Raw genomic sequence first — 23,140 nt, 5'->3', positions numbered from 1 at the left:
TCAGTCCACCCCCACGAACCCGCCCGTCTGGTGGGCCCACAGGCGTGCGTAGAGTCCGCCGCGTGCCAGCAGTTCCGCATGGGTGCCGGTCTCGGCGATATGGCCGCCGTCCAGCACCACCAGCCGGTCCATCCGGGCGATCGTCGACAGCCGGTGGGCAATGGCGATCACGGTCTTGCCCGCCATCAGCGCCTCCAGGCTTTCCTGGATGGCCGCCTCGACCTCCGAGTCCAGCGCCGACGTTGCCTCGTCGAGGATCAGGATCGGTGCGTCCTTGAGCAGCACCCGGGCAATGGCGATGCGCTGCCGCTGGCCGCCAGACAGCTTCACGCCACGCTCGCCCACCAGCGCCGCAAGCCCCCGGTTGCCGTGCGTATCCACAAGATCCCCGATGAAATCGTCGGCCTTGGCCCGGCGCAGTGCCTCGTGCAGCTCCGCATCGGTGGCATCGGGCCTGCCATAGCGCAGGTTGTCCCCGATCGACCGGTGCAGCAACGACGTGTCCTGCGTCACCATCCCGATCTGGGCGCGCAGGCTTTCCTGCGTGACGCCGGCCACGTCGTGCCCGTCGATCAGGATCCGGCCCGTTTCCACGTCATAAAGGCGCAGCAGCAGATTTACCAGCGTGGACTTTCCGGCGCCCGACGGCCCCACCAGGCCGATCTTCTCGCCCGGCCGAACTGTCAGGTTGACGTTTTCGATCACACCGCCGCCCTTGCCATAGTGGAAGCCGACGGCATCGAAGCGGACCTCGCCCCGCGTGATCGCCAGCGGGTGCGCGTCCGGGTGGTCCAGTACGCGCCGTGGCATGGCAATCGTCTTCATGCCGTCCTGCACCTGGCCAATGTTGTCGAAGATGCCGTTGACCACCCACATGATCCAGCCGGACATATTGCTGATTCGGATGACAAGCCCGGTCGCCAGCGCAATGGCACCCGTACTGACGATGCCGGCATTCCATAGCCACAGCGCCACACCGGTGGTGCCGGCGATCATCGCCCCGTTCATGGCGGTGACCGTGACATCCATCGCGCTAATCGTGCGCCCGGCCATGCGGTTCCGGTAGGTCTGCTCGGCCATTGCTTCGCGCGCGTAGTCTTCCTCGCCGCGCGTATGCGCGAACAGCTTGAGCGTCGTGATGTTGGTGTAGCCGTCGACGATACGGCCCATCAGCTGCGAACGGGCTTCGGTGGCGCGCACCGAGCGCTCTTTTACGCGGGGCGTGAAAAACAGCATCGCGGCGACGAAGCACGCAATCCAGATCAGCAGCGGGATCATCAACCGCCAGTCGGCCTGGGCAAACAGCAGCAGCGACGTGGACGCGTAGATCAGCACATGCCAGAGCGCATCCACGGCCTGCACGGCCGAGTCGCGCAGCGAGAAGCCGGTCTGCATGATCCGCTGCGCAATGCGTCCCGCGAAATCGCTCTGGAAGAACGACAGGCTCTGCTTGAGCACGTACCTGTGGTTCTGCCAGCGGATCATGTTGGCCAGATTCGGATTGATGATCTGATGCACGAGCACATCGTGCAGCCAGACCATCAGCGGCCACAGGAACAGCGCGACAAACGCCATCCACAGCAACTCGTTGCGGTGGCGCGCGAAGAAGCCGCCGTCGGGAGATTCCCGCGCCAGGTCGACCAGCCGGCCCAGAAACGTGAACAACGACACTTCCACCAGCGCGCCGACAAACCCTACGATCAGCAGCGCCGCAAAAACGCCCCAGACCTCGCGCAGGAAGTGGGCGTAGAAGCGCCAGACGCTGTCAGGCGGCTGCGTGTCGGGAAGCCCGCGAAACGGATCGATCAGTCTTTCCAGGCGGCGGATAAGCATCGGCTGTCCTCGTCGGCAGACATCAAACCGGTGATGATACGCCCATGAAAAAGCCCCGCCGGAAGGCGGGGCTTATGGGGTGACTATCCTTCCCCTGAACGCGGGAAAGGCGGCCAGCGGCATGCGTCAGTGAATCACCATCAACGTGAACGGATGCACGTAGGCCTGCAGCGTCACGAACAGGCCAACCAGGATGGCCAGCACGATCGAATGGAAGAACACGTAGCGCAGGATCTCGCCTTCGTGGCCGTACCACTTGGTAGCGGTGGACGCCACGACGATCGATTGCGCATCGATCATCTTGCCCATCACGCCACCGGAGCTGTTGGCCGCGGCCATCAGCGTCGGCGACAGGCCCAGTTGCTCGGCCGTGGTCTTCTGCAGGCCGCCGAACAGCACGTTCGACGCCGTGTCGGAGCCGGTCAGTGCCACGCCCAGCCAGCCCAGCATCGTACCGAACAGCGGGTACAGCACGCCGGTCTGCGCAAACGCCAGGCCCAGCGTGGCGTCCAGGCCCGAGTAGCGGGTCAGGTAGCCGATACCGAACATCGCGCAGATGGTCAGCAGCGAATAGCGCACGAGCTTGATGGTCTCCCAGTATTCCTTGAACAGGCGCGGAATCGAGTAGCCCATCATCACACCGCCGACAATGGCCGAGACCAGGATGCCGGTGCCCGCCATCGACAGCACGTTGAAGTTGAACACGGCGCCTTCGGCAATTTCCTTCGCCACAACGGGCGGGCCCTTGATGATCGCCTTGTCCAGACCCGGGATCGGGTACTTCCACGCCCAGATGCCGTCCATCAGCTTCTTGAACTCCGGAATGCCCCAGACGAACACGAACACGGTCAGGATCACCCACGGCATCCAGGCCTTGACCACCGAGATACCGACCGATGCGGCCGTGGCACGGGCGTCGGCTTCAAGCGCTTCCGGATGATCCACCTTCGAGTCGTCGTGGCGGCCGAGGATCCGCGTCGAGGTCCAGATCTCCTTCGGATGCCAGACCTTCAGGAACATCGTCAGGCAGCCCATCGAGATCAGCGCCGAGATCACGTCCACCAGCCACGGGCCGTGGAAATTCGACACCAGGAACTGCGGCACCGCAAAGCTCACGCCCGCCACCAGAATCGCCGGCCAGATCGCGAGCATGCCGCGGAAACCCGCAAACGCCCAGATCAGCCAGAACGGCACCAGCACGGAGAAGAACGGCAGTTGCCGGCCGATCATCGCGGACAGTTGAACCTGGTCGATCCCGGTCACCGACGACAGGCCGATGATCGGAGCGCCCAGCGCGCCGAACGCCACCGGCGCGGTGTTGGCGATCAGCGCCAGACCCGAGGCAGCCAGCGGCGAGAAGCCCAGCCCGATAAGAATCGCGCCGGTCACGGCCACCGGCGTGCCGAAGCCCGCCGCGCCTTCGAAGAACGCGCCGAAGCTGAACGCCACCAGCAGCAGTTGCAGACGGCGGTCTTCGGTCACGCCGGAGATCGAGTTCTGCAGCACCTTGAATGACCCGTTCAAGGTTGTCAGCCGGTGCAGGAAGATGATGTTTAGGACGATCCAGCCAATCGGGAACAGGCCGGACACGATGCCAAGCCCTGCCGCCTTGCCGGCCATTGCCGCGGGCATGCCGAACACGAACGACGCGACGACGACGCCGACCACCAGCGCCAGCCCGGCCGCCAAGTGCGCCTGCATGTGAAAGAACGCCAGCGCGGCAAGCAGCACGGCGACCGGAACCCCTGCAGCAATGGTCGAAAGCGCCATGCTGCCTAGCGGGTCATAGACTTGACTCCACACGATTGAATCCTCCTCTGGTTGATGCGGCTGCCTGCCTCTGACGGGCCTGGACATCCGGACGACATTTGTCCGCATAAGCGGCGCAAGCGCCGCCCTACGGACAGAAAGGGGATTGTAAGGACGGGGTTCCGGCCCTCCGCCCAAAATCCTGTCATCGACTCCATGAGCCGGATTCAGGGATCAGGGTTTATGCGGGGGCAGACTGGCGCACCTCACCCTCCTCGCGCGGAGAGTACTCCTTAAAACGAACGTTCGAAACAAGAATGTGATGGACGCGCGACCCACCCTGGTGCGTCGCGTGTCACCTTGCCCGCCAACCCGGACGGGTCAGCCGCATTCCCCCACGTAGCCGCAGTTCGCGCACTTGGCGCAGCCGTCGACCTTATGCAACGCATGGGCGCCACACTCGGGGCAGGTCTTGCCGGTGCCGATGCCCGAAGCGGACGTCGCGGCGGGCGAGGAATGGGCCGGGACGGCCAACGCCACTGCCGCTTCGCCACCATCGCGGCGCGCCAACCGGGCCGCCAGCGCCGCCACGGGCACCTGGCCGCCTTCGTCGTCCAGGAAACCGCGCTTGATCAGGATGCGCTGCAGCGCATAGCTGAGCGCCGCCACTTCGGAGTCATGGAAGCGCGGCACCTCCGTGCCATCCTGCCGCACCAGCGAGCCATAACGCACCGTGCCCTTGTCCCACACCACGCTGCGCATGTCGGCCAGCGCCTTGGCAATCGGTCCGCCCGAACGCGCCACCATCGACAGCAGGCGCATCGTCGATGTAATCCACTGCTGCCCTTCCGACCGCTGGCCCGCGGGCATGAAGAACTCGATCGGCCGCTCGATCGTCACGGGCTTGCCACCAATCGCACCCGATACCCGCATGAAATTCACGGTCAGGTAGACGGTCTTGTGCCCTTCATAGGTCAGGTACTCCACCTTCGACGTAACGCCCTCGAGGTCTCCGAGCGGGCGGCTGCCGAACGGCCGCGTCAGCGGATCGTCGTCGCTCTGCGCGGTTGGCGCTGCCGGCGCCTCTGCCGCCGGCGTCACGGACAGCACCGCGCCCAGCACCTGGTTCGGCCGGTAGGTGGCCAATCCCTTCAGGCCAGCCTTCCACGCTTCCAGATACAGGTTGCGGAACGCCTCGTACGGATAGTCCTCGGGCACGTTCACGGTCTTGCTGATGCTGGTATCGATATACGGCTGCACGGCTTCGAGCATGCGCATATGGTCGAGCGCTGACATCTGCAACGCGGTGACAAAACTGTCGGGCAAGCGCTCCATGTCACCGCCCAGATGGCGATACAGGCGCCACGCGTGGTCCGCCACCTCGAACATGCGATAGCTGTCGTCCGGCATGCGCTTGCGGCGGTTGTAAGTCCATGAGAACGCCGGCTCGATACCGTTCGACGCATTGTCCGCGAACGCCAGCGTGATGGTGCCGGTGGGCGCGATCGACAGCAGATGCGAATTGCGCAGGCCATGCGTGCGAATCGCGTCACGCACGGTCTCGGGCAGGCGGCTCACGAAGCCGCCACGCAAATAGGCATCGGCGTCGAACAGCGGGAAGGCGCCCTTCTCGTCGGCCAGTTCCACCGACGCCAGATAGGCGTGGTCGCGCATCGTTTCCGAAATCCGGCCCGCCAGTGCGCGCGCTTCGTCCGTGTCATAGCGCAGACCCAGCATCACGAGTGCGCTGCCCAGGCCAAGGAAACCCAGCCCGATGCGGCGCTTGGCCTCGGCTTCTGCCCGCTGCTCCGGCAGCGGCCAGAACGTGACGTCGAGCACGTTGTCGAGCATACGGGTCGACACGCGCACCACTTCGGCAAACGCCGCAAAGTCGAAGCTGGCCTCGTCGGTGAACGACTGGCGTACGAACCGCGTCAGGTTGATCGATCCCAGGCAGCAGCAGCCATACGACGGCAGTGGCTGCTCGGCGCAGGGGTTCGTGGCCTCGATGGTTTCGCAGTAGTAGAGGTTGTTGTCGGCGTTGATGCGCGACAGGAACAGGATGCCCGGCTCGGCATGGTCGTAGGTGGCATGCATGACCTGGTCCCACAGGCGCCGCGCCGGCATGCGTTGATACACCCACTGGCCGTCGTCGCGCCGGTAGGCGCCGGCCTCGATCACATCCATGCCCGGCTCCGCCTCATGGACGAGCTCGATTTCTTCGTCCGCTTCCACCGCGCGCATGAATGCGTCGGTCACGCCGATCGAAATATTGAAGTTGGTGAGTTCGCCGCGGTCCTTCGCGTGGATGAAGCTTTCGATATCGGGATGGTCGCAACGCAGGACGCCCATCTGCGCGCCGCGCCGCGCGCCCGCCGATTCCACGGTGGCGCACGATGCATCGAACACTTTCATGAACGACACGGGCCCGGACGCCCGCGAATGCGTGGCGCGTACCAGCGCGCCACCAGGCCGGATCGACGAAAAGTCATAGCCGACCCCGCCGCCACGCCGCATGGTCTCGGCGGCCTGGGCCACGGCGGTATAGATGCTGGGCTTGCCGCCCTTTGCTTCGGAAACGGAGTCGCCCACGGGCTGCACGAAGCAGTTGATCAGCGTGGCCTGGATGCCCGTGCCCGCGGCGGAATTGATGCGTCCGGCTGGCACGAAGCCATTTTCGAGCGCCCAGAGAAAACGCGCGGCCCAGGTATCGCGGTGTTCGGCCGACTCGGCTTCCGCCAGCGCGCGCGCCACACGGCGGCGCACGTCGTCGATGCTGCGCTCTTCGCCCTTGGCGTATTTCTCTTGCAGGACTTCGATGGAAATGTCTTGCGGCACGAGTGCGCCGCGGAGGATCTGGTCGTTTGCGTTCATGCCCAACCTGTCGTCTAGGTGAGAACCGGATTAGCTGAAACAATCCGGCTGAAAATTGCCGTCCGCCATGCTGCCAGCATGGCCGCGCAATACCCCGGTGTCAGATCAAAACTCAGTTGAACTACTTCGTAGAACAACGAAATTGGGAACGTTGTCCCAGGTTGGGTTACAATGCCGGTCGGACGGGCCTCCTCGCATGGCGGCGCGGTCAACCTGGTCAGGTCGGGAACGAAGCAGCCACAGCCGTTTTCCGCCAGTGCCGAGGGTCAGGCTCGTCCCCCTTCCTCTTTACCCCTTCCCGTTTCCTTGGCTGTCAATATCTTACGCCAGACCAGGGAATCCAGCGGCCTGCGTGTTCCTTCTGTGTGTCACTGTAGCAACCGCTGATCCGACGAAAAATCCGTTGAAGTCCCGGCCCCAAAGCCATGTTCCGACTGGCTCCGCACGGAGCTTCCGGCGGCGTACGCTTCGGCCAATCCTCATGGGGTAACATGCGCGATTCGACGCAGCCCCCCCGGCGCCTGACCACATTCCTGATGAAGATTTCGCATTCCGTCCAAAGCGAGCTGTTCGACACTCCAGTACTACTGTCCAAGACCCGCTCACAATTGGACACGGAACAGTCCGGCACTTTCACTCCGAACATGAAGTTGCCGGTTCACCGCTGGTTCCGGTATTCCGCCGGCTTTTCTTCGGAATGGGCCGGCAGCGTAATCTCCCAGTACGGCGCAAAGGTGGTGTTGGACCCCTTCGTTGGTTCCGGCACCGTTTGCGTGGAAGCTGACCGCCAGGGCGTTGCTTCGTACGGCGTTGAGTCCCATCCGTTTGTGTATCGTCTGGCAAGGGGAAAGCTGTCGTGGGCGGCTTCAGCAAGCGAATTCGAGCAAGCTATCGCTCTCGTTGAAGACATGGCCGCGCGTTCGCCTTTCAAGGCTCCGCCAAGCGTTCCGACACTTCTCGAGAAGTGCTACGAACGGGAAACGCTGATTCATCTGCTCAAATTGAAAGCGGCGTGCCTAAAGGTAGCGCCGTCTTTATCCGAAGATATCAGGGCATTGCTGTTTCTCGCAGTCAACTCAATCCTTCGGCCCTCCAGCCACGTGGGCACCGCCCAATGGCAATACGTATTGCCAAACAAGCGCAAGGTGAATGTCACCACGCCCACGGAGGCATTGTCCGCGCAGGCGGCAATCATGCTCGCTGATATGTCGTACATGCAGCGAGAGCAGGCCGAAAGAAAGGCAATACTGTTGCAGAGCGATGCGCGCACGTTGGCAGGTGTGCCTGACGGATCGATTGACCTCGTGGTGACTTCACCGCCGTACGCCAACAACTATGACTACGCGGATGCCACCAGACTCGAAATGACGTTCTGGGGCGAAGTCGAATCTTGGGGCGACCTTCATGAAACGGTGCGCAAATACCTGATCTGCTCAAACTCGCAGCACGCGTCAAAGGAACGACTCGTACTGGAGTCGTTGCTGGCACGACCGTCCGTGGAACCCATCCGAGCGGAACTGACAAACGTCTGTCAGGAACTGGCGGTTGTGCGCACCACCAAAGGTGGGAACAAGGCCTATCACACGATGCTGGCCGCGTACTTTGCCGATATGGGCGAGACTTTCAAGGCGTTGCGCCGGGTCACAACGAGTGGCAGCACACTCTGCCTGGTGATTGGCGACTCCGCACCCTATGGTGTTCATGCACCAGCAGAGAAATGGTTCGGCGAACAAGCGCTCGCGTTTGGCTTCCGTGAGTGGTCATTCGAGAAGATCAGGGAGCGCAACGTGAAGTGGAAAAACAGGAAGCACACGGTTCCACTTCACGAAGGCAGACTTTGGATTAAGGGATAAGTATGGCGAGCTCGCCGTCACATAAATTTGGCCAGGATCTAGGCAACCTCCTCGAGCACGTGGTGCTCAATGAAATCCTGAAGCCGCGCCTGGAAGCATTTACCAATGCAAAGCACTATTATCTGGATTGGCAAAAGCAGCGTCCCGCAAGAAACGGCAAGAAGGTTACCTGGCAAGACAAGTATGGCAGCAACCATGACCTGGACTTCGTAATCGAAGTCGGGGGCACGGAGACCCGCATAGGCACGCCCATCGCGTTCATCGAGGCCGCGTGGCGCCGTTACACAAAGCACTCCAAGAACAAGGCCCAGGAAATTCAGGGCGCCATTCTTCCCATCATCGAATTGCATCACCTGTCCGCGCCGTTTTATGGCGCCGTCTTGGCGGGCGAGTTTACCGGTCCAGCGCTGCAACAACTCCGCAACAATCGATTCGCGGTTCTATATATTCCGTACCAAGACGTGGTGGATGCGTTTGCCAGCATCGATTTCGACATAGCCTTCGATGAAAACACGCCGGACGAGGAGTTTGCCAAGGCAAATGAGCGCCTCGCTAATCTGACGCCCGCCGATCGCGAGAAACTCCGAAAGGAATTGTCTCAGGTCTCGAAGGCGGAAACGGACAAGTTCATGAGCACTCTCCAAGGATCGCTTGAGCGGTATATCACGCAGGTATTGCTGATTCCGCTGTACGGCAACGAGGTCAAGGCCATGACCGCAACGGACGCGCTGGAGAAACTCAAAGAGATCGACGCTCATACACCGGCCGGCACGCTGCACAAGATCGAGGTTATTGTCGACTACAACAATAGCGATTCGATTAGAGCGACCTTTGCTGATCAGGCCGGCGCGGAAGCGTTTCTGAAGAAGCTGGAAAACTGATCGATGGCGCACGGTCACCGTTGACCGTGCACCATCAGAACAACGACCCCTGCTGCGTCGTGGCGATTGGTGTCTGCGGATGCGGCGTGGCGCGGAGCGCTTCCGCGTCGATCCATTCGCCCGCAGCGGTAGCCACGCCGGCCTCGATCCGCTTGTCCGGGAACATCGGCTGCACGGCGGCCATATAGCGCCGCAGCTGCGCCCCGTAGGCCGCGTGTTCCTGCGGCAGCAAGCGTTGCTTGTAGTCGATGATCACCACGCGGTCGTCGAACTCCACAAGCCGGTCGATCCGCTGCAGTCGGCCACGATCGTCGTAAAGCTCCACTTCGTTGCGTGCCGACACGGCATCGTGCGCAAACAGCAACGGGCGCAATGCCGGTGCCGCCAGCATTGCGCGTAAATCCGCGACCGCCGCTTCGGCCTGCTGCTGCCACCGCTCGCGCGCCTGGGGCGCACCGCCCCCGGTCAACGGAAACCAGTGCATCACAGTGGCCGCATCGGGCACGCCGGCATAGGCTTCGGGGTAGCGCGTCAGTCGTTCCAGCAGCGCGTGCACCAGTTCGCCGTGGGCGGCGGCCTGCGCGTCGAACACCGTTGATTCCGCGTCATCCTCGAACACATCACCGATACCTGCATCGGCGGCATCGCGGTAGCGCAGCCGGAAATCCGAATACCGCACGCGCTCGCTGGCTGCCGCGAACGCGTCGGCAGTGGTCATTTCCGCTTCCGGGTAAGGCGTCACTTCGTCACCGATGCCCGCTGCTGCCAGCCGGACGTACCAGCTACCGGCAATCTCCGCACCGCTCGATTCTTCCTTCCTGCTGGCGCGGCCCTTGACGCCGCTGACCAGCAAGCCCTGCTGCGCACGCGTCATGGCAACGTAGAGCAGGTTCCAGTTCTCGCGGTCCGCCAGCGCGACCTCGGCCTCGAACATCGGCGCGCGCGCCAGCCCGCGCTCGCTGCGCTTGCCATAGGCGGAAAAATGCCGCGGCTCGGGTGAAGCCGGCGGCCAATCGACGAGGATGCCGCCACGATCGGCGGCAGGGTCGCTGTGATTGGCATCGAGCAGCACCACGAACGGCGCCTCCAGCCCCTTGGCGGCGTGCACGGTCAGGATATGCACGGCATCGAGCTGGCTGTCGCCGGCGTCGTCGGGTTCCGCTTCGGCATCCTCCGCGCCCTCGCCCATGCCTCCTTCGTCGGGACTTTCGTCCTCGTCACCCCGCCGGATTTCCTGCAACTCGTCGATGAACTTGGGCAGGCTCGGGTAACGGCCGCCATCGAGATCGAGCGACAACTTCAGGAAGGCGTCGAGGTTGGCAAGCACCTGCTCACGAATGGCGGATGGCGCGGATTCGGCATAGCGACGCCGCACTTCGCCCTGGTGGTAGATATGGTCGATCAGGTCATGCACGGGCTTGTGCGGCGCCAACGCCAGCCACGCTTTCAGCCGCGCGATGCCACCTTGCAGCGCGTCGGACGTATGCGGCGGCAGGTCATGCGCGACGATGCGCGACCACCAGCCGCCCTCGCCCTCCATCGACGCCAGCAGGATCAGGTCGTCGTCCGTGGCACCCACGATCGGACTCTTGAGCACGTGGGCCAGGTCGAGGTCCGATTCCGGCGTCATCAGGAACGCCAGCAACGCCGAGATATCGAGTGCTTCCAGCGTGGTCAGCAGACCGCCTCGACGCGGACTCAGGCACGGCACACCGGCCTCGCGCAGCGCACGTTCGTAATCGGGCAGATGGGTCTTGCGCCGCACCAGCAGGTGCATGTCGCGCCAGGAGGCCGGACGCGATGTATCGCCCTCGCGCACCGGCACCTGGTTGCGCAGATAGTGCAGCCACGCGGCCACCCGCCGCCCTTCCTCAAAGCGAAGCGAATCGCCCTGCTGCGCACGCGGCTGGGTCAGCGTGTCGCGATGGCCGTCGCCCTGCGCCGCTGACTCATCCTCTTCTTCGGCCGCGTCTTCGGACTCTACCAGGGGCAGCAGCCAGACCGGGCCACCCGGGTCCTTCAGCGCGGTGGTCTGCGTCTCGTACAGCGGATAACGTCCCTCGGTTCGCGCATGGTCGAACACGGCATTGACCCAGTCCAGCACCTCGGGCCGGTTGCGGCGCGTGCGGTTCGTGCGCAGCACGGTGGCACGGAAATCGGCCTGCAGCATGTCGCGTGCGGCATCGAAGAGGCGCGCATCGGCGCGGCGGAAGCGATAGATCGACTGCTTGGGGTCCCCAACCAGGAACACGGTAGGCTTGTCGCCCAACCCCTGGTATCCCGCGAGCCAGCCTTGCAGGATGCGCCATTGAAGCGGGTTGGTGTCCTGGAACTCGTCAAGCAGCAGGTGGCGATAGCGCGCGTCGAGCCGCACCTGCAGATAGGTGGCGGTTTCCTCGTCGGCCATCAGCTTCGCGGCCAGCCATTCCAGGTCCGCGAAATCCATCGCGCGCTGCTCGCCCTTGTAGCGCTGGTAGCGCTCCAGCAGCGCGTCGCCCAGGCGATAGAGCGCAAGGTTGACGGCCAGCACCGCTGCCTCGCAGCGGCGCGCGGCGATCTCGTCGAGCCGCGCGCAATGGTCGGCCATGCGCGCGATCAGCGCCTCGGCCGCGCCCTCGCCGCCACAGACCTTGACCAGCGCCGTGGTGGCCTTCATCGCGCGCGGCTTGCCGGCATCGGTAAAGAACGCGGCGCGCAGCGCGTTGAACGCCTGCGTGGCGGCATCGCCCGGCGCGGTGCCCGCATCGCGCCACGTCCTGATGGCGCGCAGGCCGTCCATCAACCGCGATGCGTGGGTCTGTTCGGTCTTGCCGCCGCGCCCGAACGTCAGTGCGTGTTGCGCGCACTCTTCGAGCCAGTCGTCGTCGACCAGTGCTTCAACCAAAACATCGGCAGTGGCGTCGTCCCCAAGATCGTCGGTCAGCCGCTGCGCGGGATCGCCAGCGTCGCGGAATGCCCACCACTCGTTGCGCGCGTGGAACATGCGGTCAAGCAGGCTGCGCGCCTGGAAATCGCCAATCGCATCGACCAGTTGCTCATACGCCTGGCGCAGCTCGGCATGTTGGGGATGCGCCAGCGCACGCCAGAACGGCGCCCAGGCCTCGCGCTTCATGCGCAGCGCATCCTCGCGCAGCGAGGCACCCGGCACGATGCCCGACGACAGCGGCGCGCCGCGCAGCAGCGTGCCAAACCAGCCGTGGAACGTATCGATGGCCATGCGACCGGGCGATGCCAGCACCTGTGCGTGCAGCAGCCGCGCACGCGGCAACGCGGCGCGCGCCGCATCGGCGTCGAGCCCGCGCATTTCAAGGTGTGCGAGCACCGCCTCGTCGGTGCCGCTGGCAAGTTGCGACAGCACCTCCAGCAGGCGCTCGCGCATCTCTTCGGCGGCCTTGCGCGTGAACGTGATGGCAAGGATCTCGTGCGGCGCGGCGCCGGCCAGCAGCAGCCGCACCAGCCGTGCCACCAGCAGCCATGTCTTGCCGCTACCGGCACAGGCTTCGACCACCACGGAACGCGCGGGATCGCAGGCAGCGCGCGTGAAATCGGCCTCGGCCACAGTCTGGCCGTCACGCAGATAGGCGTGAATATCGTGACTCGCGCTCATGATTGAAGATCGGGCAATGCGGTGGATTCCCAGAAGCCCTTGCGGCACAAGCCACGCGCTTCGCAATAGGTACAGGCAGATGCGTCGCCGAACGCCGGCAGCTTGGCGCCTTGCCGCAGGCGGCCGACGTCCTGCCGCAACTGCCGCTCCAGCCACGTCACGGCAGCCTGGAATTCGGGCAGATCGACTTCGCGTTGCGCACCGGGCGCGCTGTCGCGGCCGCCCTGCTTGACGCCTTCCAGCGCCACCCAACTGCCCGCCACGGCATCGGCACGCAGCAGGCCGTAAAACGCGAGCTGGCAGTCTTCCTCGGCATCGCCGGCCTTGCGGCGCAGTCGGCTGGCCGGCTGCGTCTTGTAGTCGAGCACCGCGTGCGCGCCGTCGGGTCCCTTGTCGAGCCGGTCGATCCGGCCGGATAGCCGCAGCGGCACGCCATCGGGCATCGCCACGTCAACGCCGGCATCCATTTCACCGGCGCGCCATTGCCACCCCATTTCCTCACGCGCGGCTTGCCAGGCCACATACGACGGCAACACTTCGCACCAACGGCGGTAGTAGCTGATCGCGTTGCCATCCTCGGCCATCTGTTTGCCGAACACGGTGTCCGAAATCTGCTGCAGCCGCGCAAGGCGCCGGGCATCGTCGCGCTCCCCCGCGTCATGAATCTCCTGGTGGTATTGCAGCAGGACGCGGTGCAGCAGGTTACCGATGTCGCGCTTTTCCAGGTCGTCGTTCAGCGCTTCAAGGCCGGCCAGGCCGAGCATGCGCCCGGCGAAGAACTGGTACGGACAGCGGCGCAGCATGTTGTAGGCGGCCGCGCTCCAGCGGGCAGGCACGCGCTCGGGGGCCGATGGCGCCGGCATGTAGGCCGGCTGCGCAAAGGTATCCAGCATCTGGGGAGTAGCCCCCGCCTCGATCGACGCACCGGCCCTGGCGCAACAGGCCGACAGTCGCTCGATCCAGCCAGATACATGATGCGGCTCGCCACGGCTGCCGTAGCGTTGCCAGGTCAGCACCACGTCGTCATTGTTCAGCAGGACTTCGGCAAGGTCGCGCGCCTGCTGCGCGAATCGCGCCTCGCGGTCTTCCAGGCCAAGCTCGCGGCGCATCTGGTTCGAGAAGAACATCAGCTCCGCCGCGCTCGATGGCAACTGCGCGTCGTCGCAGCCCACCACCACCACACCGTCAAAGCGGCGCATCCGCGCGCCATTGAGCGGCAGGATCGTGATACGCGCAGGTCCGGATGCCGACGGTTCCTTGTAGGCCACCGTCTCGAGCAGCGCCGCCAGCATCGCGCGGAATTCCTGCTGGTTCAGCGTGGCATGGCTGCCGGTCTCGTCTTCGGATAGCTCTCCCAGGCGCGCCAGCGCATCGAGCAGTTGCTGGCCCGCATCGTCCGAGGCCAAGGCGGCACGCATGCCGAGCGTATCGAGCGTGCTGTCGAGCCGGCCCAGCCAGACGGACAGCGGCTGCTGGGCGTGGCCGCGCGGCCATTGGGCGGACTCGTCGGCCAGCGTGCCAACCAGCATGCGCGCGGCGGCACGGACCTGCAGCATCGTGTCATCGTCATCGATGGCCTCGGCGTCCACCACCGTGCCGCCGGCACGCTCCGCGAACAGATGGCGCAGGCGCGCCCATCCGCCGGTGATCGCGTCGCGCCGGATCTGGCGTTCGAGCAGCGCGATGGCCGCGCCGCGGTGCCCGGCATCGGGCAGACAGAACGGAGACTTGAGCAGGTCCAGCAAGGCGGCGGTATCGCCATCGCGCACCAGTACATCGAACCAACGCATCAGCGCCGCCGCGGCACGTGTGGTGGACAGCTTCCAGCCGGTCTCGTCGCGCACCGGGGCACCCGCGCGCGTCAGTAATGCGCGCGTGCGGCGCGCCACCACGCGATCGTGCGCCACCAGCGCCACGTGCTTGCGGCCTTCGTTGAGCCATTGCACGAGCTGGCTTGCCGCGGCTGCCGCTTCGTCCTCGAATCGGGCGCTGCCGATCACGCGCATGCTCGGCCTTTGTGCCGGCAAAGCCTGTGGCAGAGCCGGAACCGGCGCAGCCTCGACGCCATCGCCACGGCGCGCTTCGGGCCACAGGGCCAGCAGCGTGGCATACCAGTCGGCGTCGTCCGGTGGCTGATCGCCGCCGGTCCAGTCGTAGCCCACCTCGAGCGTCGGCACTGCTTCGCCGGCCTGCAGCAGGAAGCTGGCTTCGATCGGCTCCGGCGGCGTGGGGCCGATCCAGATCACCGGGCCCGCCACCTGCTGCGCCAGCCGTTGCAGCGCACGACGGCGCGCGGGCAAGGGATCGTCGGGGCCTGAAAGCATCTGCCAGAAGGCGAGCACGATCTGCGCTTCCTGCCCGAGAAAACGCTCGGATAGATGGGCGTAAGTACGTTGCAGCGCGCCTTGGAGCAACGCGGCGCGATCGTCGCCATCGACGTCGTCATCCTCGCGGACGGCCGCGTCCTCCAGCCAGCGCGCGCTCAGCTCATCGCTGATCGACAACAGGGTCTGCGCCAGGCCCCATGCGGCGCCTTCAGTCTGCGCACCGAAGGCACGGCGTAGCCAGTCCTGCGCGCGAATGGCCTGCTGCACGGCCAGCAGCCGCGCGGCATGGCTGCGCGCGGGCATCGGTTCCGCTTCGAGATCGGGCGGCAGGTCCAGCAGCCAGTGGCCGAGCGTCAGCACGCGGGGCAGCAAGCGCGGCTGACCCGCCGCGCGTGCGGCGGCATCGAGCGCCTGGCGCACGCCGGGTATCTGCGCAGCCGTCGGCACCACTACGTGCGCGGCCGATGCGGCAGGGCCGCAGTGGTCAAGGAAATACCACGTCGCCGTGGCGGCCTGGTCGAGGAACGACGGGCCGGGAGGAAACGAAAGCCGGGTCATGAATGATTGGGACCAATACGTCCGATGCGTATCCGGGGGCTGCCCGGGGCGCCCCCGATGCGGGCGGCAGCGTCAGTTGCCGCCGCGCTCCAGGCGGGCGCGCAGTTCGCGTGCGGTTTCAAGCAACCCTTCGTATCCCGAGCGCGCGTGCTCGGGCAGATCGGGGTCGCCGATCAGGGTGCCGAGCGTTTCCATCACGCTGTAGATCAACCCCTTGGCAGCGCCGGTTGCAATGCTATCGGACTCGACGGCGCTGCTCAGGTGCGCCAGCGCGTCGCTCAGCTGGTCGGCATCGGGCGCCTGCTGCGCGCCGGCGTCCGGGATATCGGGAGTATCGGTATCGGGCTTGCGAGGATCGGGCGTCATGATCGATGGCCTATGTCGGGAGATGCAGGGTTGGCGCATCCGGCCTGCCATTCTACGCGGTCACGGATGCGATCCGTCCAAGTGGATTCTAGATCATGCCGGGCACGAATTTCTACGGGAATTCCCGACCCCAGGCACCGGCGCGCCCCGCAAATACCTCCAATGAGGGATGCCGATTGAGCCAACCTTTCGGGGCGATTGAAACTATCATCGGCAACAGAGGCCGGGGCGCGGCACAATGTGGCGGTGAGCGTCGATCAGCCTTGCGGCAGGCGGCGCGGCACGGGCAGCTGGGGGACTTGAAATCCGGCAAGCTGGTAACATATCGGCGTCAATGGCGGCGCGTGTCGCCACGCATTGCCGGCCGGCGGCCCTGCACGATCTCGTGTAAGGTAGCGGTTCAGCCCCACGGCAGTTGCCCGTCTTCAACATAAACTGAGCGAAACCAGAGGTTCCCCGCCATGAGCGATCAAATCAAGTATGTGAGCGACGCATCGTTCGACACCGACGTCCTCAAGTCCGACAAGCCCGTACTGCTCGACTTCTGGGCTGAGTGGTGCGGCCCCTGCAAGATGATTGCCCCGATCCTGGACGAAGTTGCAAAGGACTACGGTGACCGCGTGCAGATCGCCAAGATCAACGTGGACGAGAACCAGCAAGTCCCGGCCAAGTTCGGCATCCGCGGCATCCCGACGCTGATCCTGTTCAAGAACGGCGAAGTCGTGGCCCAGAAGGTTGGCGCGCTGTCGAAGTCGCAGCTGACCTCGTTCCTGGACGGACAGGTCTAAGCCATCGGCCTGTTGCCGGAGCCCGACGCTCCGGCCCTGCATGATCCGGCCTCGCGTGCGCCAGCTCTGGCGCGCCGGCCGGATTGTGCTAAGATGCGACCCAACAACTTCCCCGAGCGTTCGCTCATTCTTTCCCCCTTCCCCTAGGTCTTGCCCGTCCGGGCCCCTTCTGTACCCCTTGTCTATGCACCTGACAGAACTCAAATCGCTTCACGTGTCTGCGCTTCTCGAAATGGCGGCTACGCTCGAGATCGACAATGCACAACGGATGCGCAAACAGGAACTGATGTTTGCGATTCTGAAGAAGCGCGCCAAGATGGGCGAAACCATCTACGGAGACGGCACGCTGGAAGTTCTGCCTGATGGCTTCGGTTTCCTGCGCTCGCCGGAAACGTCGTACCTGGCCAGCACGGACGACATCTACATCAGCCCCTCGCAGATCCGCCGCTTCAACCTGCATACCGGCGATTCGATCGAAGGCGAAGTGCGTACGCCCAAGGACGGCGAGCGCTACTTTGCGCTGGTGAAGGTGGACAAGGTCAACGGGCAGCCCCCTGAAGCGGTGAAGAACCGCATCATGTTCGAGAACCTGACGCCGCTGCATCCGAACCGGCCTCTCACGCTCGAACGCGACATCCGCGCCGAAGAGAACATCACCGGCCGGATCATCGACATGATCGCCCCGATCGGCCGCGGCCAGCGCGCGCTGCTGGTGGCATCGCCGAAGTCCGGCAAGACCGTGATGCTGCAGCACATCGCCCACGCGATTGCCAACAACCATCCGGAAGCCGACCTGTTCGTGCTGCTGATCGACGAGCGCCCGGAAGAAGTGACCGAAATGCAGCGCTCGGTGCGCGGCGAGGTCGTGGCATCGACGTTCGATGAACCGGCGATCCGCCACGTTCAGGTGGCCGAAATGGTCATCGAAAAGGCCAAGCGCCTGGTGGAACTGAAGCGCGACGTGGTGATCCTGCTGGACTCGATCACGCGTCTGGCCCGCGCCTACAACACCGTGGTGCCGGCATCGGGCAAGGTGCTGACCGGCGGTGTGGACGCCAACGCGCTGCAACGCCCGAAGCGGTTCTTCGGTGCCGCGCGTAACCTGGAAGAAGGCGGTTCGCTGACGATCATCGCCACGGCACTGATCGAAACCGGCAGCCGCATGGACGACGTGATCTACGAAGAGTTCAAGGGCACCGGCAACATGGAAGTGCACCTGGAACGCCGCCTGGCGGAAAAGCGCGTCTACCCGGCCATCAACCTGAACAAGTCGGGCACGCGCCGCGAGGAACTGCTGATCAAGCCGGAAATCCTGCAAAAGATCTGGATCCTGCGCAAGTTCATCTCGGACATGGACGAAGTCCAGGCGATGGAATTCATCCTGGACAAGATGAAACCGACGAAGAACAACGCAGAGTTCTTCGACATGATGCGCCGCGGCGGCTGACCTCCGGCAGTTGCCTGGCTCACGAAAAGGCGTACCCTTCGGGTGCGCCTTTTTTCTTTTCCGCTCACCAACCAACCGACATCATGTTCGGCAAACTGTCCAGCTTCCTGCGCGCGCGCTCACGCGAACGCAAGCTCGCGCACTACGCCATCCCGGATGACCTGTGGGCCAGCACCGTCGCTGGACTGCCATTCCTCCAGCGCTATGGGGCCGATGACCTGGCGACACTGCGCGAACTGGCCACGCTGTTCATCGCCAGCAAGGAATACTCGACCGCGCATGAACTGGAGCTGACCGATGAGATGGTGGTCGGGGTGGCCGTGCAGGCCTGCGTGCCGATTCTGAAGCTCGGCATCGAGTGGTACCGCGGCTGGCATGGCATCGTGCTGTATCCGGGCGAATTCCTGATCCGCAAGACCGTGGAAGACGACATCGGACTGGTGCACGGCGTTGAGGAAGAAGCCAGCGGCGAGGCGTGGGAGCATGGCCCCGTGATCCTGTCCTGGCAGGACGTGAACATGCCTGGCTCCGGCCTCGACAACGGGTCTGATTCCTATAACGTGGTCATCCATGAATTCGCCCACAAGCTCGACATGCTCGATGGCGAACCCGACGGCGTGCCACCTTTTTCGCGCGTGCTGCATCCTGGCATCGATGCCGAGCAATGGGCCGAGACCTTGCTCACGCAGTACGACGCGTTTGCCGATGCCTGCGAGGCCGTACCCGATTCCGCCTGGGACCATCCGGAACGACTGCCGCCCCGGCTGCGCGTCATCGATCCATACGGCAGCGAGGCGCCCAGCGAGTTTTTCGCCGTCGCATCGGAGACTTTCTTCGTCGATCCGGGCGGCCTGCGTGAGCACTGGCCAACGCTTTACGAAGTACTTGTCCAGTTCTACCGGCAGGACCCGGCAAAAAGTGCGGATTAGGACACCAACAACCGGTGTGCGCGACTTGGCAAAACCTGCCACGTATATTGCCCAGGCTCTTGTTTTTCTGCCATAATCCCGGTTTGCCCGTTATCGGCAAGTGGTTCGCTCGTCGCAAGCACGCCCTGCGGCACCATGAGAGCGGACTGGCTACCCAACCTGAAAGGAAGCACCATGAAAGAAGGCATTCACCCCAATTACCGCGAAGTCCTGTTCCACGACGTGTCGAACGACTTCAAGTTCGTGACCCGCTCGACGATCCAGACCAAGGACACGATCGAACACGAAGGCAAGACCTACCCGCTGGCCAAGATTGAAGTGTCGTCGGAATCGCATCCGTTCTACACCGGCCAACAGAAGATCATGGACACGGCTGGCCGCGTCGAGAAGTTCCGCCAGAAGTTCGGCAGCAAGCTGGCAGCCAAGAAGTAATCGCCCGGCTCTACCGAGCAACTGCGGCGCGCGGCAGGACAGATGCTCCCGCGGCGCGCGACCTGACAAAGAGGCAGCATCGGCTGCCTCTTTGCATTTGTGGCCCACAATAGCGGCTTGCCCGCCGTCCCAGGCCGCCCGGATTCACTGCCGATGTCCCAAGCCACCAAAACCTCTCCCGTTCACCTGACTGCAGCCGCCACGGGCGCCCTGCCGCGCTACCTGCTGCTGGCGATCTGCATCATCTATGGACTGACCGGCCTGTTCGGGCGCGATCCGTGGAAGAACGAGGATGCCGCTGGCTTCGGCGTGATGTGGCAGCTTGGCAGCGGCGGCCTGCAAGACTGGCTGATGCCAAACATCGTAGGCCGCCCGTTCAGCGAGGACGGCCCGCTGGTGTATTGGGTGGGTGGCCTGATGATCCGCCTGTTCGGCGGCTGGCTGGGCGCCCCCGACGCGTCGCGTCTGGCCACGGCCCTGTTCTATTTCGCGACCTGCGCGTTCATCTGGTACTCGACCTATCTGCTTGGGCGCCGCGACGAGGTACAGCCGTTTGCTTTCGCCTTCGGCGGCCAGCCGGACGCGCGGTCGTACGGACGTGCGCTCGCCGATGGTGCGCTGCTGATCTTCCTGGCCTGCGTGGGCCTGGCGATGCGCGGCCATGAAACCACGGCGCAGGTCGGACAGGTCTGCTTCATCGCATTCATGCTCTACGGGATGGTGCGCAGCCTGGACAAGCCCGTGCAAGGCAGTCTCTGGTTCGGCGTGGGCCTTGCCGCGTTGTGCCTGGCCAGCGGACCTATCCTTGCGGCGGCATTGCTGGGCGCCGCACTGATTGCCGGCGCCGTATCGAATCCCGTCCCGCTGAAACGGCTGCTGCTGATCGGCGTGCCGATTGCGCTGGCCATCGTTATCGCATGGATGGCCGCGGTCTACCTGGGCGCGACGGCAAGCGAAGATGGCGTGACTTACATCCGCGAATGGGCGCGCTATGACCGGCGCACCTACGGCCTGCCCACAGTGCCCACGGCCGGCTTCATTGCCCGCAACTTCCTGCTGTTCGCCTGGCCGGTCTGGCCGATCGCGGCCTTTGCCTGGCTGTCGTGGCGCGGCATGCGGCGCGCGCCGCATGTGACGCTGCCCCTGGCCATCCTGGCCATGCTGTTCCTGCTGCTGGTGCTACAGCGCAACCCCGGCGACGTGCAGTTCATCCTGCTTCTGCCGCCGATGGCCATTCTGGCCGCCTTTGCGTTGCCGACGCTACCGCGCGCGGCGATCAATGCGGTGGACTGGTTCGCCCTGCTTTTCTTCACCATTTTCGGAGGCACCGTCTGGTTCATGTGGATCGCCAAGACCACGGGCTGGCCGCCGAAGGTGGCAAGCAACGTGTTCCGGCAAATTCCCGGCTTCGAACATACATTCACGATCAGTGCCGTCGTCATCGCGCTGGCCGCGACCATTGCCTGGGTGCTGGTCGTCCGCTGGAGGCTGTCGCGCGCGCCCAAGCAGATCTGGCGCCCCGTCGTGATTTCGGCCGCCGGCACCACGTTGATGTGGGTGATGGCCATGACGCTGTGGCTGCCTTCCATCAACTACGGCAAGACCTACCGCGACGTGGCCAAAGCGGCCGCCCTCGCATTGCCGCCTACGTATCAATGCGTCCAGCCGATTCGCATGGGGGATGCACAGTTGGCATCGTTCGCGTACTTCGGCCATATCCGCTTTGGTGGGCCCGGCGATGGCTGCGATGTGCTGCTGCGGCACGATGCGGTGGACTATGGCGCGCCGAGCAACATCTCGCATTTCGAGTGGCGCCTGATCTGGGAAGGTCGTCGTCCGGCCGACCGCGACGAGCGGTTCCGCATGTACCGGCTGGTCGATACTTCGCAGCTCAAGCCAGCACAGCCGCCGTCGCGGCGCCGTCTGCCGCCCCAGTAAGCCCCCCCTCTTCCGGCAGGCGGCGGAAACCCGCCGTCCGACCTGCATCCCCGGCCAGCGTGCCGGGGCGCCCCAACCGACAATCACGATGAGCAGCGCGCTGCAGGATATCCGTCGCATCGTTCAACTTGCCGCCCCCGTTCTGGTGGGACAACTTGCCGTGATCGCCTTTGGCGTGATCGACACCATCATGGCCGGTCGCGCCTCTGCCGCGGACCTGGCTGCCGTCGGATTGGGTGGATCGATCTATGTGACGGTCTACATCAGCTTGATGGGCGTGTTGCAGGCGCTGGCGCCCATTGCCGGGCAACTCTACGGTGCCGGACGCACCGCGGAAATCGGCGTCGAAGTGCGACAGGCCGCATGGCTCGGCGTGGCGCTGGCCATCCCGGGCATGTTGCTGCTGCTCTTTCCCGGCCCAGTACTCGCATTTGCAAAGGCGCCGCCCGAGCTGGTGGAAAAGGCCACGCGGTACCTCCATATCGTCGCGCTTGGCCTGCCGGCGGCGCTGGCATTCCGCATCTACATGGCGCTGAACAACGCGCTGTCGCGGCCGATCATGGTGACGGTTCTGCAGATCGCCGGACTGGCGCTCAAGATTCCGCTCAACGCTTGGTTCATTCACGGCGGCCTGGGTGTCGCGGCAATGGGCGGACCCGGTTGCGCACTGGCATCGACCCTGATCAGCTGGGTCTGGTGCCTGTCGGGGCTGACCATCCTGCGCAGGGGTGCCGCCTACCAGCCGCTGGGCATCTTTACCCGCTGGGAATGGCCCCGATGGGACCGCATTCAGCCGCTGCTGCGGCTCGGCGTCCCAATGGGCCTGACCTATCTGATCGAGATCACGTCCTTCACGCTGATGTCGGTATTCATTACCCGGCTTGGCACAGAGACGCTTGCAGGCCACCAGATCATCGCGAACCTCAGTGCGGTGGCCTATATGGTGCCGTTGTCGTTGTCGATCGCCACCTCCACGCTGGTAGCCCAGTCGATCGGCGCGCGCGATATGGCTGCCGCACGCCGCATTGGCTGGCGAGGTATTCGCTTCGGCGCAAGCCTGGCACTGGTCATCGGCACACTGCTCTGGCTGCTGCGTGAGCCGCTGCTGCATGCCTACGCGCACGATCCCGCGGTCGTGGCCAAGGCACTGCCCCTGATGTTGTTCGTGGCGTTCTATCAGGCTTTCGACTCGATCCAGGTCATGAGCGCCTTCATTCTCCGCGCGTACAAGATCGCGTTGATTCCGACGTTGATCTATGCGGGTTCGCTGTGGGGCGTGGGGCTGGGCGGTGGTTACGTGCTGGGCTTTGGCTTGATCGATACGATGCCCGCATTCACACGCGGCGCTTCGGGCTTCTGGATGGCCAACAGCATCAGCCTGGCGATCGCCGGGACGCTGCTGGTGCGGTACTTCATGAAGGTCAGCCGGGAGAAGCTGTAAGGGCCGGCATCCTCGGCCTCGGCGAACGAAAAAAAGCCTGCTCACGCAGGCTTTTTTATTGCACGGGGACAGAGGTCACTCGCCCCCATATGCGCTCCGCGCAAGGGCTGTGCCGAC

Annotated in this window: 14 protein-coding genes and 1 other RNA gene; 9 read left to right on the top strand and 6 right to left on the bottom strand. The window is 64.4% G+C overall.

All coding sequences use genetic code 11. The features are described 5' to 3' along the window. From AC3FLX_RS16005 to AC3FLX_RS15995, 3 genes are all read right to left on the bottom strand, one after another. Positions 1–1,833, bottom strand: coding sequence for an ABC transporter ATP-binding protein (locus AC3FLX_RS16005; RefSeq protein ID WP_488698079.1), 1,833 nt, complete (start codon positions 1,831–1,833; stop codon positions 1–3). 126 nt (positions 1,834–1,959) lie between these two features. Continuing rightward, on the bottom strand, positions 1,960–3,636 hold the full coding sequence (locus AC3FLX_RS16000) for an L-lactate permease (RefSeq protein ID WP_488698077.1): 1,677 nt from the start codon (positions 3,634–3,636) through the stop codon (positions 1,960–1,962). A 327-nt stretch (positions 3,637–3,963) separates the two neighbouring features. Beyond that, complete coding sequence (locus tag AC3FLX_RS15995) at positions 3,964–6,456, bottom strand: adenosylcobalamin-dependent ribonucleoside-diphosphate reductase (RefSeq protein WP_488698075.1); 2,493 nt, start codon at positions 6,454–6,456, stop codon at positions 3,964–3,966. A 181-nt stretch (positions 6,457–6,637) separates the two neighbouring features. On the opposite strand from AC3FLX_RS15995, the gene ffs reads away from it, so the two are divergent. From ffs to AC3FLX_RS15980, 3 genes are all read left to right on the top strand, one after another. After that, positions 6,638–6,736, top strand: an RNA gene (gene ffs / locus AC3FLX_RS15990) — signal recognition particle sRNA small type. Between the two features lie 256 nt (positions 6,737–6,992). Further along, positions 6,993–8,309 carry a TRM11 family methyltransferase gene (locus tag AC3FLX_RS15985; protein ID WP_488698073.1) on the top strand — a complete coding sequence of 439 codons (1,317 nt, stop codon included), beginning with the start codon at positions 6,993–6,995 and terminating at the stop codon, positions 8,307–8,309. Positions 8,310–8,311: 2 nt separating this feature from the next. Next, positions 8,312–9,190 carry a hypothetical protein gene (locus AC3FLX_RS15980; protein ID WP_488698071.1) on the top strand — a complete coding sequence of 293 codons (879 nt, stop codon included), beginning with the start codon at positions 8,312–8,314 and terminating at the stop codon, positions 9,188–9,190. A gap of 34 nt (positions 9,191–9,224) precedes the next feature. Here AC3FLX_RS15980 and AC3FLX_RS15975 read toward each other — a convergent pair whose 3' ends face one another. The 3 genes from AC3FLX_RS15975 to AC3FLX_RS15965 all read right to left on the bottom strand — a co-directional run bounded on the left by AC3FLX_RS15975 (position 9,225) and on the right by AC3FLX_RS15965 (position 16,048). Further along, positions 9,225–12,797 carry a UvrD-helicase domain-containing protein gene (locus AC3FLX_RS15975; protein WP_488698069.1) on the bottom strand — a complete coding sequence of 1,191 codons (3,573 nt, stop codon included), beginning with the start codon at positions 12,795–12,797 and terminating at the stop codon, positions 9,225–9,227. Further along, a complete protein-coding gene (locus AC3FLX_RS15970) occupies positions 12,794–15,682 on the bottom strand; it encodes a PD-(D/E)XK nuclease family protein (protein WP_488698067.1) in 2,889 nt (962 codons plus the stop codon). Before AC3FLX_RS15970 ends, AC3FLX_RS15975 begins: the two co-directional genes overlap by 4 nt. 72 nt (positions 15,683–15,754) lie before the next feature. After that, positions 15,755–16,048, bottom strand: coding sequence for a hypothetical protein (locus tag AC3FLX_RS15965; RefSeq protein ID WP_488698066.1), 294 nt, complete (start codon positions 16,046–16,048; stop codon positions 15,755–15,757). Positions 16,049–16,509: 461 nt separating this feature from the next. Between AC3FLX_RS15965 and trxA the strand changes: the two genes are divergently transcribed. The 6 genes from trxA to AC3FLX_RS15935 all read left to right on the top strand — a co-directional run bounded on the left by trxA (position 16,510) and on the right by AC3FLX_RS15935 (position 23,023). After that, entirely contained in the window at positions 16,510–16,836 is a 327-nt protein-coding gene (gene trxA, locus AC3FLX_RS15960; RefSeq protein ID WP_124683940.1) for a thioredoxin TrxA, read from the top strand. A gap of 184 nt (positions 16,837–17,020) precedes the next feature. Next, on the top strand, positions 17,021–18,283 hold the full coding sequence (gene rho / locus AC3FLX_RS15955) for a transcription termination factor Rho (RefSeq protein WP_066734373.1): 1,263 nt from the start codon (positions 17,021–17,023) through the stop codon (positions 18,281–18,283). An 83-nt stretch (positions 18,284–18,366) separates the two neighbouring features. Then, positions 18,367–19,212: a M90 family metallopeptidase gene (locus tag AC3FLX_RS15950; RefSeq protein WP_488698064.1), complete on the top strand. Its 846-nt coding sequence runs from the start codon at positions 18,367–18,369 to the stop codon at positions 19,210–19,212. 174 nt (positions 19,213–19,386) lie between these two features. Further along, a complete protein-coding gene (locus AC3FLX_RS15945; protein WP_061959698.1) occupies positions 19,387–19,644 on the top strand; it encodes a type B 50S ribosomal protein L31 in 258 nt (85 codons plus the stop codon). A gap of 153 nt (positions 19,645–19,797) precedes the next feature. Beyond that, on the top strand, positions 19,798–21,582 hold the full coding sequence (locus tag AC3FLX_RS15940; protein WP_488698062.1) for an ArnT family glycosyltransferase: 1,785 nt from the start codon (positions 19,798–19,800) through the stop codon (positions 21,580–21,582). 88 nt (positions 21,583–21,670) lie between these two features. Further along, entirely contained in the window at positions 21,671–23,023 is a 1,353-nt protein-coding gene (locus AC3FLX_RS15935; RefSeq protein WP_488698060.1) for an MATE family efflux transporter, read from the top strand. Positions 23,024–23,140 lie beyond the last annotated feature (117 nt).

The sequence above is a fragment of the Cupriavidus sp. 291-E7 genome (genome assembly GCF_057798835.1).
This window is presented reverse-complemented; position numbering and strand designations above follow the sequence as displayed.